This window comes from Pseudobutyrivibrio xylanivorans, assembly GCF_008935055.1.
Classification (GTDB): domain Bacteria; phylum Bacillota; class Clostridia; order Lachnospirales; family Lachnospiraceae; genus Pseudobutyrivibrio; species Pseudobutyrivibrio xylanivorans_A.
Genome location: NZ_CP043028.1, coordinates 87,218 through 100,228, shown reverse-complemented (window position 1 = coordinate 100,228; position 13,011 = coordinate 87,218). Strand labels below are relative to the sequence as shown.

Sequence of the window (13,011 nt, the reverse complement as noted above, 5' to 3'; positions counted from 1 at the left end):
TAATTCATTAATCAAGATGAGGGATTAATGCAATCCCTCATCTGATGCAAGCTATATAGTTGGTGTATTAACATAAATAATCACTTCACTTGAAGGTTCAACCCAAGTTTTAGCATCAAATTTCTCGAGTCCATTAATGCTAATCTTAGCCACTTTATTATTTTTGTTTTTCAGATAAAGTTAGTTTAACAAAGAATGTTGTTTATCTTGTGTCGACACAACAAACTCATCAAATTATCCTTTTATATAACTAAATAAGCATATCTTGTATTATAATAAAATCCGTATAAACGATATCACGGTTGAGTATCAGCCGGATGTACGGAAGATGTGGGAGTAGAATATGATTTTTCGCAAGAAGAAAAATGAGATAGCAGTTGTTGAATTAAAAGAATTGGTTACTACCGATGAATTTAATGAACTTTCATTGGTTGAAATTAAGGATGAGAAGGTAATCAGTCGTATTGTAAGTGCTGTGCCAGGTGCAGCTCAAGTTGTTGGAAATACGGTTGTAGCTGCGGAAGCTGCTGGTTTAGCCAATAGTGGAGTTTATCAAGCAATATTGCCTAGTGGTGCAAAACTCGTTAACTCTAAAGCTACTGAAGGCGCAGTTAGAGGTATGTTTAGAGAGGGTGGTAAAATTGCAGGTAATGCAGACTTTGTGTCTGTTGATGGTGCTATGAAAAATATTGCGGCTGTAAATGTTGCCAATGCCGCTATGGGAGCAGCATCTCTTGTCGTGGGACAATATTACATGCAACAGATTAATGCTGAGCTTAATGCAATTAGTGATGGAATATCAAGACTTCAGGATTATCAAAAGAACGAATATAAGAGCAAAGTACTAACACTTGTAACACAGGTTAAACGTGCTGCTGATTTCCAAGCTGAAATACTAGAAGATGTCACCCTTAGGGCTGAAGAAATAAGTAGACTTCAATCATTAGAAACTACTTGTATGAATTTACTTAATCAGGCGAATATAGAAGTAGAGCAGATTAGTTTTAGAAAGTATGATACATTTGATAAGTATTCTCAAGCTACAAAAGATATTTCTGAATGGCAGAAGTATCAGATGATGCTTGTTAATGTATTGTTTACGATTGCAGATTTAAATTATACATTTCATATAGGTGCTTTATCACCTGAACAATGTTATTCGACTTATGACAGTAGTTTTAAGTACACTGACAAGACGATTGAAAAAACAAAGAAATGGCATTTGATGCATGAAGAAACGCTAGGTATAGATATTGATCAGGCTATTTTTGAGCGAAAGGGCTTAGATGCAATTGTACATAAGCCATTATCGTTGATTAACGATGATTTTCAGTATAGGTCTATGAAAAAACAAGAGGTTGAAAAAATCCGTATTCAAAAAGGTGCTGAAATTGTTAATCGTCGTGAAGAGAATAAGAATCTGTATATGGAAGACGCTAAAATAGTATTTAAAAATGGAAAAGTATTCTATGTGTCAGTTTAACATTTTAACAATATGATTTTGAAATACTGTCAGTTTAACTTGAAATATAGTTATTCTGACAGTATTATTTTTATATAATTAAACTATAGTTATTTTGATTCTTATACTGATAAGTAGCTATAGAAATGCATATGTCTTTCTTTGTTTATAAGTAAATTTTCTAATACCAAAGCTCTAGGGTATATATATCTCTAGGGCTATTTTTCTATCATCCAGACGTAAAAACTGATAAAATTACAATATACGATGACTTGAAAGTGAGCCACATACCTATTCTTCAATTGTCCTTATAGGACACGAGGTATTCTTATGAAAGAGTATTTAGATGAAAAAGAAGCTCAAATCAGCAGAACAGTCACTAATATTACTGACACACTACCAAGTTCAGTTGCTGCCTTTGCTCATAGCTTAGAGTATGACAATATTAAATCTATTGCTTCTATATATCAGTACATATTAGATATCCGCTTGTTCTATTCTGTATTAGCAGAACAGTGGGAAATAGATCCTAAAGATATTGATGATAAGAAACTCTATAAAGTTACCCCTGAGATTATTAAGTCATATGTAAATGCTTTATATAAACCAAATAGGATAACAGCTGGACTAACATCTCCAGATCAAAAAAGAAAAGATAAGCGCTATAAAAGCCTTTGGTATTACTTTGATTACTTGGAAAGAACAGGTTTCCTTGATGAAAATATAATGCAAAAACCTGAAGATAAAAGGAAAGGCAAACCAGCTAAACCTAAGGTAATTAAGTCTCCTGAAGATGTATCTTTTAAAATGAATGGCTGGACCAAAACCACTGTTGATGGTAAGTATAGTATCATCAAAGAAAAAGACCCTAATGGTGGCTATGGAAAGTATCGTTTTTACGTTAAAGATGAAGAAAGAAACGTACTCTTTACTGATGACAAAGGAGAAACACTCTATTTAAATGGCAATGAAGCTAGAGATTTTGTAAAAAGACTCTATGTTAACCTCAAGAAAGAGAGACATAAATGAATAAAAAAGACCAAATGACAGTAGAAAACTTTGTGAGCACAGGGATGGATCTAGAAACCCTCTATGCCTCCTTCCCAGACTTTTCAAAGGAAGAAATAGCAGAGATTTACAATAACTATAAAGACAACGAAGTACCAACAAATAATCCTACAAACATGAGCATTAACTGTTCTTAACAAATATGAAGAGGGGAAGAGTATGACTTTATTTATTAATACATGTGTAAGAGAAGAATCAAGAACTAAGATTTTATCAGATGCGTTACTTTCTAAACTTGGGGATTATGAAGAACTAAAGCTCGAAAACATAGATTTTCCAAAGACCGATGAAGCTTTCTTAAAGAAAAGAGATTCCCTTATAGCTTCACAAAGCTTTGATAATCCAATGTTTACCTTGGCTCGCCAGTTCGCTAAGGCAGATATAATAGTGATTGCTGCACCATATTGGGATTTATCTTTTCCTGCTGTACTTAAACAGTATATTGAGCATATTAATGTACTGGGCATTACATTTGAGTACACACCAGAAGGTTTTCCCAAAGGGTTATGTAAAGCCAATAAGCTTTATTATGTGATGACAGCTGGTGGCACCTACGTTCCAGAAGAATATGGATTCGGATACATAAAGTCCTTAGCAGAAAACTTCTATGGAATAAAAGATGTAGAGCTAATCAAAGCAACAGGGTTAGATATCTACGGAACTGATGAAAAAGCTGTTCTTAATGATGTAATTACAAGAATAGAAAAGATTTGATACTACAACCATTATACGAAAAGGAACTTCTTACAAACAGTTAAATATTGGCGATACTTGGCCTGAGGAGGACTAAATTGAATAGAGCAGACGTACTAAAGAAAGAATATAACCTTGAAAAACATCCTGAAGGCGGCTGGTTCGTAGAAGTCTACACAGCTCCTTTTGAAAAGGAAGGTAGACCTCTTGCAGGTAGCATTTATTTCCTTTTAGATAAAGGTGAGCTTTCTCACTTCCACCAGATAGACTGTGATGAAATCTGGTATTTCCACGAGGGCTGTGGAATGAAGGTAACAATGCTTACAGACACTGGCAAAGAAGAACTTTTATTAGGAAACGATGTAGAAAGCGGTCAGAGAGCTATGGTTCTTATCCCAAAGGGCGCTATCTTTGCTGCAGAAAATCTTGAACCAGATGGCTTCACTTTTGTATCCTGCGCTACTACACCAAACTTTACTTATGAAGGCTTTAGACTCGTTGAAAAGCAGGAGATTAAGGAGAAGTTCCCAGAGATTGCTGAGAATATTGAGTATTTAGCCTATTAGATTTCAGTTACATTTCACATTATTTCCAGTACATATTCATATTAGGAGAGTAATATACAACCATCGCAAGAGCGATAATAAAAACTTTTTCATATATCATTCTCCCAAAAAAGGCTGCCGATAAGGCAGCCCATTTTACTTCTTAGCATTTTCAAAGATTTTTGATGTAGCTTTATAAACTACACTAGTCTTATCATTGCCAAGTGATTTTTGAAGTTTATTATTGTAAGTTGATGCATTTTCGCAAGATGCAAATGCATCATACACTTTCTTATAGTCTGGAGCACTTAACTCAGCACCTTTAAGTGCAGCTCTGATTTCAGCTTTTTGCTTATCAGTAACAGTAGGTCGAGTAGTAGTTCTAGGCTTCTTTGGCTGAGGTTTTGTTACTACCTTTTGTCTTACGGTTCTTGTGGTCGTTCTTCCAGAATTACCAGCCCGTCTTGTGTAAGTTCTTCTAGGTCTAGCCTTTGGCTGCTCTTCAGATATTTCTTCAACCACTTTTTCTTTTATTACAATGGATTCCTGACGCTTTATTGAGTATCCCTTTTCAGTCCAAAAATCCACCACGGCATCAAATCCAGAATCTCTACTGATAACGAATATTGCATCATAAGAATTCTGTCCCAACTTATATCCAAGATATGTTGTTAGTTGGAAATCCAAATAATTCTTTGCAGTCTTTTCGGCTTTTACATGCTCTATATTTGCTGTGGAGCTAGTTATAGCTATAAGCGATTCATATGCAACTGTTTTCACCTTTGAACCATAAAAAATTACAACAATATCGTTGCTAGATAATTGATTAACACCAACAAGTCCGGCATCTGATACATTTTCATAGTCTACAAGATATAATCTCTTAATTACTCTTGATTCTCCTGTTGCAGCGCTTATATCTGATACTTTATTTTCGTTCTTTACATTCTTATTAAATAATCCCATATTAACCTCACATATTTCTATAGTTAACAGACCTATTGTATCACAGGTTTGTGTAAAAATTTTTTGTATAATCGCATACTCATACCAATAATATTTACAATTCCATCTGTTATAGTAAATATTTATAGGCTGGTATACTAGGTGGAACAAAATTCACTTAAGTGATAAACTAATAGCCATTAGAGATAGAAATTGGAGAGAATTATTTAAATGATAAAACAGGTCATAATCTGGAAGTTACAGGACAAGTGCTTTGGCCCAAACTTAGGAGCAATCAAGGCAAACATAAAGACAAAGCTTGAGGGATTAAATGGTAATATTCCAGGACTTGAAAACATTGTAGTGTGCACAGAATGTCTTAGCTCATCAAATGGCGATGTAACAGCAGAAGCCATCTTTGAGAGTGAAGAGGCTTTAAAACAATATCAAAAGCATGAGCTTCGTCTTGCTGCCACAAAGGATGCTATTGTGCCTTTCGTGGATACAACAACTCATGTAGAATATGAACTATAAAATCATTTTAAAAAGGGGGTTTTTGAAATGGATGTTAAGGATATTATTACTAAGGTAGCAGGTAACAAGGACCTTTTAGACAAGCTTAAGTCTGCAGATGTTAATCAGGCAAAAGAGCTATTAGACAAAGCTGGTGTAAAGGTTGATGAAGCAGACGTAAAAAAAGTAAAAGATGCTCTAGCAGATGGAAAGATTGATTTGAAAGAAATCAAGGATATCGCTGGAGGAATATTTAAGTAATAGGAACATGACAAGAGAAGAGAGGTTTGCTCAGCTGTTTACACGGCTGGGCAATTCTAAATTTAGGACAAGTTTTCATTTAAAACAAAAGGATTTAGACTATATAGAAGAAAAGGGACTAGAAACTATTAGGGAACATGCAGCTGATTTTATTGCTAAAAGAGAGGCTCTAGCTATTATTCCTAATGATGGAAAACAAACACCGACTAAGGAGGAATCGCGATCATCACATTGATTGCATGTTTTTTATAGAATATGTATAGAGTCAAGAGAATAATACCATACGCTTGTACAGTTCTGTTAGTAGCGCTGATGACACTATTTGCAGAAACTTTAAATGAGAAGGAGATTATATTTCCTGAGATAACAGCATTAGCAGTTGGATATATGGTGGCAAAAAATAGAAGCTGGAAGGTTAATGGAAAGCGTATGCTTTCACTGATAACAGGCTGTGCGATAATAGGAGTGTGCATTGTAAGATTTGTTCCGTTTGATACGTATATCGAAGTGATTTTGGCATTCACAATCGCTCAGGTAATCTTTATGTTTTCAGGAACCACGTTTGCACCATTTGTCTCAGCAATAGTGCTCCCGGTGATGATGCATACTACAAGTATAGTGTATCCTATAGCTGCATTTGTACTGACATTACTTGTAATATTGTTTCATAAACTTTTTCTATTTCAGGGAATCCGAGCAGATGAGGAATATGTTCCTGTGATGCTGAATTCCAGGGACGATATGATAGATACTTCCATTAGAATCCTTTGTGTGACAGTAATAGCCGGTGTTGCATTCAGAACGGGTTATAGATTTGTTGTGGCGCCTCCGTTACTTGTGGCATTTACTGAGTTTTCCAGGCCAAGGAACAAAACAAGAAATATGCCAGTCAAAACGGTGGCAGTGATAACTGTGTGTGCCATAATTGGTGTGATTTCAAGATATTTCTTTGCTATTTGGATAGGGCTTCCTATTACGATTTCAGCAATTGTTGCTACAAGTGGTATGCTTATCGTTATTCATTTTACTAAGATGTATATGCCACCGGTTGGCGCTATTACCATGCTGAGCATGATAATATCTGAAAGCGTACTAATCACATATCCGATTCAGATTTTTGTAGGAAGTAGCTTGATTCTTTTTCTGTCCCGGATGATTTTCATGAGACGGCAGGATAACAAGCTTTATGAAAAAGAACATGAACTTCATGCAGAATGAGTTATAGGTTGTATTTCCTCACATATTGCACGGATCTCTTCACTGAAAACAGTATCTTTGGGCCAGATGAAGGTAAAATCATGTTTTACCCTAAAGTCGTCAAGGGGGATTGTTTTCAGATATCCGGACTGCAGTCCTGATGCAACCGCTGCTTTATATAAAAAGGTGATGCCACAATCTTTTTCAACAAGGCTTATTATGGCATGCATGTTCTCCACCTGGGTAAAATTCCTAAAATCACTTGTGGAGTAATTGTTCAGGGCAAGAGCTCTTTCCAATATATTTCGCGTTCCTGAACCGGGTTCTCTTATAAGAATTCGCTCGGGAAAGAGATCTTTTATCACGCGTGGCTTCTGATTGAAAGAGTGCTTTGCCGAACAGACAGGAACGAACTCTTCTTTGCTAAAAAGCAGCGTTTCATAATCATTTTCAGGGAAATATCCTTCTACAAGTGCAAAATCTATAACACCGTCGGAGAGTTTTTTAAGAAGCTCCGATGTGTTGCCAAATGTAATCTTAAGATTAGTATCCGGGTGATTTTTTATGTAATCACTGATCGGATCAGCAATTATGTATTCTCCTATGGTCATGGTGACACCAAAAGAGATGTCTTTTAAGCCATGGTTATTCTTTGAAAGTATTTCTTTGAGACTTTCATCATCATTTTTTATCTGATTCATTTTTTTATACAGGAGTTTTCCGTTATCAGTTAGAAAAAGTTTTTTTCCATCCTGAGTAAACAGCTTTGTCCCGTATTCATTTTCAAGATGATGTATGTGCTGAGAAACAGCGGGCTGAGTAATATTCAGCTCCTTAGACGCCTTGGTGAAATTGAGGTGCCTGCAAACACATAGAAAAGTATCTATCCTGAAATCCAGCATAATCAGTCCTCCCTAACGATAAGAAATGTTTATGGATATATAATAATATATAATTTTATCTTTTTCAAAAGACAGAATAGAATAAGACCTGCGAAAGAACAGATTAAAAAGAGAGAGAGGTCTTGAGATGGATTTTTTGAAAAAGAATTACATGGGAGTAATAGTATGCTTCACTATTGCAGTTCCTTCATGGCTCCTGGGAAAGCGCTTCCCTGTCGTTGGCGGAGCGGTGATTGCAATCATTCTGGGCATGATAATAGCCCTGTTCTGGAATGACAAGGGGAAGGCGGCTGATGGAATAAAGTTTACATCAAAGATAATTCTGCAGGAGGCTGTTGTCCTCCTTGGATTTGGTATGAATCTTTCGGTCGTTCTTCAGACCGGGAAACAGTCACTTCCTATAATTATCTGCACGATTTCAACATCGCTTATCCTATCATGGATTCTTCATAAGGTTATGAATATCAAAGGAAACACAGCTACTCTTATCGGAGTTGGCTCATCAATATGCGGCGGCTCAGCAATAGCAGCTACGGCTCCTGTCATTGATGCGGATGATGATGAAGTGGCACAGGCAATTTCTGTGATATTTTTCTTTAACGTGCTGGCAGCACTTCTTTTTCCTTCGCTGGGAAAGCTTATAGGTTTTGATATCACAACAGGAGAGGCTTTCGGTATTTTTGCGGGAACTGCAGTTAATGATACTTCTTCCGTCACCGCAGCTGCATCAACCTGGGATAGTATGTGGAACCTGGGGAATCAGACTCTTGATAAGGCAGTTACGGTCAAGCTTACAAGAACACTGGCTATCATACCTATTACACTGGTACTTGCGTATCTGAGGGCAAGGGAAGCAAAAAAGGATGGAAGTTCGACAAATGGCTTTAGCTTTAGAAGAGCATTTCCGATGTTCATAGTCTTCTTTGTGATTGCTTCAATTATCACAACTATTTGCTTGAGAGCAGGTGTCCCTTCTTATGTTTTTAAGCCACTTAAGGAACTTAGCAAGTTCTTTATAATAATGGCCATGGCTGCTATTGGCTTGAACAGTAACATAATCAAACTAATTAAATCAGGTGGGAAGCCGATTTTGCTTGGCGGCTTTTGCTGGATCGGAATAACAGTTGTCAGCCTTTTGATGCAGTATGTAATGGGAATATGGTAAAAGAAAAGCACATAATAAATTTGACATATGTCAGTAATGATGATAAATTATAGCTGACATATGTCAAAAAAGTGGGAGGGTTCTATTGTGCCTAGATTACCAAAATGTAGAAAAATACGTGTATTTCCAGATTACTATAGCTTTGTTCCAGAGAATTCAGAGAATCCTCAGTTGGAGACAATCACCCTTACTCTAGATGAGTATGAGACTTTGAAACTTCTAGATGCTGAAGGTATGAATCAAGAGGATTGTGCAAATAGCATGGGTGTTGCAAGAACAACTGTTACAGCTATGTATGAGAGTGCTAGAAGAAAAATAGCAATTGCACTTGTAGAGGGAAAGCGAATTCGTATATCCGGTGGTAATGTAGAGATGGATAGAAACCAAGCTTTTTTTGATAATAACTTGAAATCAAAAGGAGTAAATACAATGAGAGTAGCAGTAACTTATGATAATGGAAATGTGTTTGGACACTTTGGAAGAACAGAGCAGTTCAAAGTATACGATATCGAAGATGGCAAGGTTGTTAACTCTGAGGTTGTAAGTACTAATGGTGAGGGCTGTGGCGCTCTTGCAGGTGTTCTTAATCTTGCTGAAGTAGATGTTCTTATCTGTGGTGGTATCGGCGGTGGCGCTGTAATGGCTCTTCAGGAGGCAGGCATTCAGTTATACGCAGGTGCAAGCGGGAACACTGATGAAGTCGTAAATGCATTCTTAGCCGGTACACTTGCAGCTTCAGGTGAAGCAAACTGTTCACATCATGATGAAGAACATGGTGACGGACATAGCTGCCATGGACACGGTCACGGAAGTTGCCACAATTAAATACATATAAAGTAGTAAAGGAGTTGGAGACATTATATATTCCAGCTCCTTTTATTTATGAGAGTGTCGGCAAAGTAAATGGGTGTCATTTGACACATAGTTTATAAAATAATAGCTATACATGAGCTCGCATTTGCGGGCTTTTTTGATGTCTTTTTATATTTTATGTGTCAATAGAATACTAATATTTGTGACACATAATGTATAAAAAGATGTCGTTTTGACACATAAAAAATAAAAAGCCGTCATTATGATATGCTCCCTGTCAAGTAGACAGGATAAATATCTAAAATGAGTGTTTAGAGAATGACCATACTTCGTATGAGGTATGGTCATTTTTCTATGCACACCATTTCTCTTTGTATTTATTGATTCGCTTGTTTTCTGGAATAGGATATTCTGTAGGATTTACAGCGGATAAAGCTTCCATTCTTACTTCAAGCGGAGTTTTACAGTTATAGCGTTCTTGTATGCGTTCTTCTGCATAAAACCTTAGATAATCTTTGATTGCAAATCTCAGAGAGGCTTCGTCTATGATTTCATATAAAGCATACATCTCAGATTTGATAATTCCCCAAAAACCTTCTGTTGGCCCGTTGTCAATGCAATGACCTACTCTCGACATTGATTGTTGCATACCTTGATTATCAAGTTTTCTTTGAAAGACTTTACTTGTATATTGAAAACCTCTATCGCTATGAAAGATAGGTTTTGCATCAGGATTTGTAATAATAGCTTTGTCAAATGTTTTAAATACCAATCTATTATCATTTCTAGAACTAATAATGTACGAAACAGGATATCTATCATATAAATCGATAATGGCACTTAAATATAGTTTTTTCTTTTCACCAGGTATTTTAAATTCGGTTACATCTGTTGCCCATTTTTGATTTGGTGCAGTTGCATAGAAATCTCTTTGAAGAATGTTTTCAGCTACAGCCTGTGGTGTTGAAGATATATATTTTTTCTTTTTCTTTCTGATAACAGAATGAACATTTAACTTCTTCATTATCCTGTGAACACGTTTTTTACTATAATTCGTGTGATTAAAATGATTGATCCAAGAGGTCATTCTTCGATAGCCTAAGATATGATTAAAACGCGCATCATACTCTTTAATAAGATTTGCTAGTTCAATATTTTCCTGTTCTTGAATAGGTATTTCTCTATGCAACCATTTATAATAAGCAGCTCTTGAAACAGATAACTGCTTACACATCCAGTTAATACTCCAGCCTTTGTTTTCATAAAAGTATTTAATTGCCATATACTTTGATTCATAGCGTTGTTTGCCGAGCCTCACATCCCTTCGAATTCTTTCACTTTTTTTAATAATTGTACCAACATGTCATTTTCTTCTAACTGACGCTTAAGTCGTTTGTTTTCTCTTCGAAGACGTTCTAATTCATCTACTTCATCATCAGTTTTATGACGACCACGTTTATCAGACAATCCTTCTTCACCAGTAGCATCATATTTTCTAACCCATGAATACACTTGACTATATGAGACATTATACAAGCTAGCCGTGTCTTTATAAGCTCTGTCATGCGATAAACAGTATTCAACGATTTCTTTGCGCTCTTCAATAGTGGTTTTTCTTCTTGCTTCTGCCATATAGACCTCCCGCATAGGATTATAATCCTTGAGTTCTCTATTAGCATTATATAATAAAATCCAATGATGTAGAGTTGAAGACGAAGGTATACCATGTTTAATGGCAATATCCTCTAGCGACCCTTGTCCTTCAAGATACTCTTCAATTATTTGTAGTTTTTCCGAGGCAGAATAGCATCTATTACCACTAGATTGAATAAATGCATTTTCGCCAAATGCAAGATATTTACGAACCCATCTTTCGAGCATTTTATAATGACTACTTTCGCCATGATTAATGCCATACTTATCATATATTTCTTGGCGTGATAAATTTCCTTCGAGATAGTCTCTACACGCGGCAATCTTTAATTCTGTAGAATATTTAGACATAAAAAACCCCCTTAAGTAGATTTGGTTATTTACCATGTCTACTTAAGGGGGAGCATATCATTAATTAGGTATCATTAATTTAGAAACTATCGTGAAAGCATCGATTCTTATAATTGATGCACCAATTGTATAGGTCCCTTTGTACCTTTTTATACGTTATGTGTCACACATTTTATATGTTATGTGTCAAATGACAAATCTTCATTTAAAGAGGGCACTGCCTCAGTTTAGATATTAATCTATGCGTATAATTTAAGTTATATTTGCAAATAAGATATAGATAATTTAAAATAGCTATAGAAAACATTATAAAGGTTATTCAGGAGAATTCATATGAATCAACATGGCAATGTTAAACCTAAATCAAATATAGATAAACTTGAAGAAATCAAGACAAAGTTACCTTCATGTATCCATGGATATTTTGATTTTGGTTCTCATGATAAAGCTATATTAACTAAGCTTAATTATGCTAGGGATTTATTGTATTTCTTTGAGTATACTGTAAATTTTTTGCCATATTTTTCCGAAAAAGAAACTTCAAATCTTACTATAGATGACCTTAAATCCATAACTCCAAACGACATCAACAAGTTTGTTACATGGATGAAGGATAAACAAGAATTGTCTGAGCGAACCTGCGCACGCCGTAGATCGTCGGTTTCCATAATTTATAATTACCTGATTAATACAGAACGAAAACTAGATTTTAATCCAGTTACTGGCTCTGAAGGTATTTCTATTGAGCGAAGTGATTATGTCACTTATTTAAATCTTGATGAACAAGCAAAACTACTAGATTGTATACAATATGGAACTGGACTAACTAGGCGAGAATTGGCTTTCCATGAAAAATATAAAAAGCGTGATTTAGCCATCATTTTCCTGTTTTTAGACACTGGACTTCGTATATCCGAATTACAGGCTCTTAATATAAATGATGTGGTTATCTATGATGATTTTATGCAGGATGAATCTAATGAGTGTTTCGTTCTTACCTTAAGAAAGGGTAAAAAAAGAAGCGGCAAAACACCTTCAAAAGTGTATTTTTCCGATGAATCAAAGGAATATATCCAAGATTACCTCAACTCTAGAGAGATTCATGGAGAGAAATTTGATAGCAACTCTCCTCTCTTCATAACCCTTGATGGAGACAGACTTTCAGTACGTCAGATTCAGCAGATGCTAAAAAAATATGTTAGAGCGTCGCTTCACCGCAGTGATATTAGTGTGCACAAGCTCCGCTCTAGCTTTGCTATGGAATTTTACAAAGCGGAGCATGACATTCTGGTCCTTCAAAATCGTATGGGGCACGCTTCCATCGCTGCTACTAATATCTATGCTAGAGCCAGCGATAAGGAGGAAGCTGTTAAAAGCTCTAGAAATTGGCGCCAGAAGTAATGGATTTTCTACAATTATATGGTGTAAATTGCAATTATAAGC

The 13,011-nt window shown here is 35.8% G+C and carries 16 protein-coding genes; 12 read left to right on the top strand and 4 right to left on the bottom strand.

The genetic code is table 11. The annotated features are described in order from the left end of the window. Positions 1-343 precede the first annotated feature (343 nt). The 5 genes from FXF36_RS00475 to FXF36_RS00455 all read left to right on the top strand — a co-directional run bounded on the left by FXF36_RS00475 (position 344) and on the right by FXF36_RS00455 (position 3,789). Positions 344-1,483 (top strand): hypothetical protein, encoded by a 1,140-nt coding sequence (locus tag FXF36_RS00475; protein WP_151621923.1) that lies wholly within the window; start codon positions 344-346, stop codon positions 1,481-1,483. Between the two features lie 309 nt (positions 1,484-1,792). Then, positions 1,793-2,491: a site-specific integrase gene (locus tag FXF36_RS00470; protein WP_151621922.1), complete on the top strand. Its 699-nt coding sequence runs from the start codon at positions 1,793-1,795 to the stop codon at positions 2,489-2,491. Next, a complete protein-coding gene (locus tag FXF36_RS00465; RefSeq protein ID WP_151621921.1) occupies positions 2,488-2,667 on the top strand; it encodes a hypothetical protein in 180 nt (59 codons plus the stop codon). Before FXF36_RS00470 ends, FXF36_RS00465 begins: the two co-directional genes overlap by 4 nt. A 22-nt stretch (positions 2,668-2,689) precedes the next feature. Next, positions 2,690-3,244: an NAD(P)H-dependent oxidoreductase gene (locus tag FXF36_RS00460; protein ID WP_151621920.1), complete on the top strand. Its 555-nt coding sequence runs from the start codon at positions 2,690-2,692 to the stop codon at positions 3,242-3,244. Positions 3,245-3,321: 77 nt separating this feature from the next. After that, positions 3,322-3,789 carry a cupin domain-containing protein gene (locus FXF36_RS00455; RefSeq protein ID WP_167511237.1) on the top strand — a complete coding sequence of 156 codons (468 nt, stop codon included), beginning with the start codon at positions 3,322-3,324 and terminating at the stop codon, positions 3,787-3,789. Positions 3,790-3,924: 135 nt separating this feature from the next. Here FXF36_RS00455 and FXF36_RS00450 read toward each other — a convergent pair whose 3' ends face one another. Then, positions 3,925-4,734: a PIN domain-containing protein gene (locus tag FXF36_RS00450; RefSeq protein WP_151621918.1), complete on the bottom strand. Its 810-nt coding sequence runs from the start codon at positions 4,732-4,734 to the stop codon at positions 3,925-3,927. Positions 4,735-4,944: 210 nt separating this feature from the next. On the opposite strand from FXF36_RS00450, the gene FXF36_RS00445 reads away from it, so the two are divergent. The 4 genes from FXF36_RS00445 to FXF36_RS00430 are packed head-to-tail and all read left to right on the top strand — an operon-like array spanning position 4,945 to position 6,705. After that, the gene (locus FXF36_RS00445) at positions 4,945-5,247 is read left to right on the top strand and encodes a Dabb family protein (protein WP_151621917.1); all 303 of its coding nucleotides are present in this window, start codon (positions 4,945-4,947) and stop codon (positions 5,245-5,247) included. A gap of 27 nt (positions 5,248-5,274) precedes the next feature. Next, entirely contained in the window at positions 5,275-5,487 is a 213-nt protein-coding gene (locus FXF36_RS00440) for a hypothetical protein (protein WP_151621916.1), read from the top strand. Positions 5,488-5,494: 7 nt separating this feature from the next. After that, a complete protein-coding gene (locus tag FXF36_RS00435) occupies positions 5,495-5,722 on the top strand; it encodes a DUF4186 family protein (protein ID WP_151621915.1) in 228 nt (75 codons plus the stop codon). Positions 5,723-5,742: 20 nt separating this feature from the next. Then, a complete protein-coding gene (locus FXF36_RS00430; protein WP_167511236.1) occupies positions 5,743-6,705 on the top strand; it encodes a hypothetical protein in 963 nt (320 codons plus the stop codon). Here FXF36_RS00430 and FXF36_RS00425 read toward each other — a convergent pair. Continuing rightward, on the bottom strand, positions 6,693-7,586 hold the full coding sequence (locus FXF36_RS00425; protein WP_151621913.1) for a LysR substrate-binding domain-containing protein: 894 nt from the start codon (positions 7,584-7,586) through the stop codon (positions 6,693-6,695). The two genes, FXF36_RS00430 and FXF36_RS00425, sit on opposite strands and share 13 nt — an antisense overlap. A 127-nt stretch (positions 7,587-7,713) precedes the next feature. Here FXF36_RS00425 and FXF36_RS00420 point away from each other — a divergent pair, with 127 nt between their 5' ends. Together FXF36_RS00420 and FXF36_RS00415 are read left to right on the top strand one after the other, a co-directional pair. Continuing rightward, on the top strand, positions 7,714-8,751 hold the full coding sequence (locus FXF36_RS00420; protein ID WP_151621912.1) for a YeiH family protein: 1,038 nt from the start codon (positions 7,714-7,716) through the stop codon (positions 8,749-8,751). Between the two features lie 87 nt (positions 8,752-8,838). Next, positions 8,839-9,576, top strand: coding sequence for a NifB/NifX family molybdenum-iron cluster-binding protein (locus tag FXF36_RS00415; RefSeq protein ID WP_028236233.1), 738 nt, complete (start codon positions 8,839-8,841; stop codon positions 9,574-9,576). 340 nt (positions 9,577-9,916) lie between these two features. Here FXF36_RS00415 and FXF36_RS00410 read toward each other — a convergent pair whose 3' ends face one another. Together FXF36_RS00410 and FXF36_RS00405 are read right to left on the bottom strand one after the other, a co-directional pair. Beyond that, entirely contained in the window at positions 9,917-10,882 is a 966-nt protein-coding gene (locus tag FXF36_RS00410) for an IS3 family transposase (protein WP_167511244.1), read from the bottom strand. After that, a complete protein-coding gene (locus FXF36_RS00405; protein WP_151621986.1) occupies positions 10,879-11,568 on the bottom strand; it encodes a helix-turn-helix domain-containing protein in 690 nt (229 codons plus the stop codon). The genes FXF36_RS00410 and FXF36_RS00405 overlap by 4 nt, the downstream gene beginning before the upstream one ends. Positions 11,569-11,901: 333 nt before the next feature. On the opposite strand from FXF36_RS00405, the gene FXF36_RS00400 reads away from it, so the two are divergent. Next, on the top strand, positions 11,902-12,969 hold the full coding sequence (locus tag FXF36_RS00400; protein WP_151621985.1) for a tyrosine-type recombinase/integrase: 1,068 nt from the start codon (positions 11,902-11,904) through the stop codon (positions 12,967-12,969). Positions 12,970-13,011: the final 42 nt, after the last annotated feature.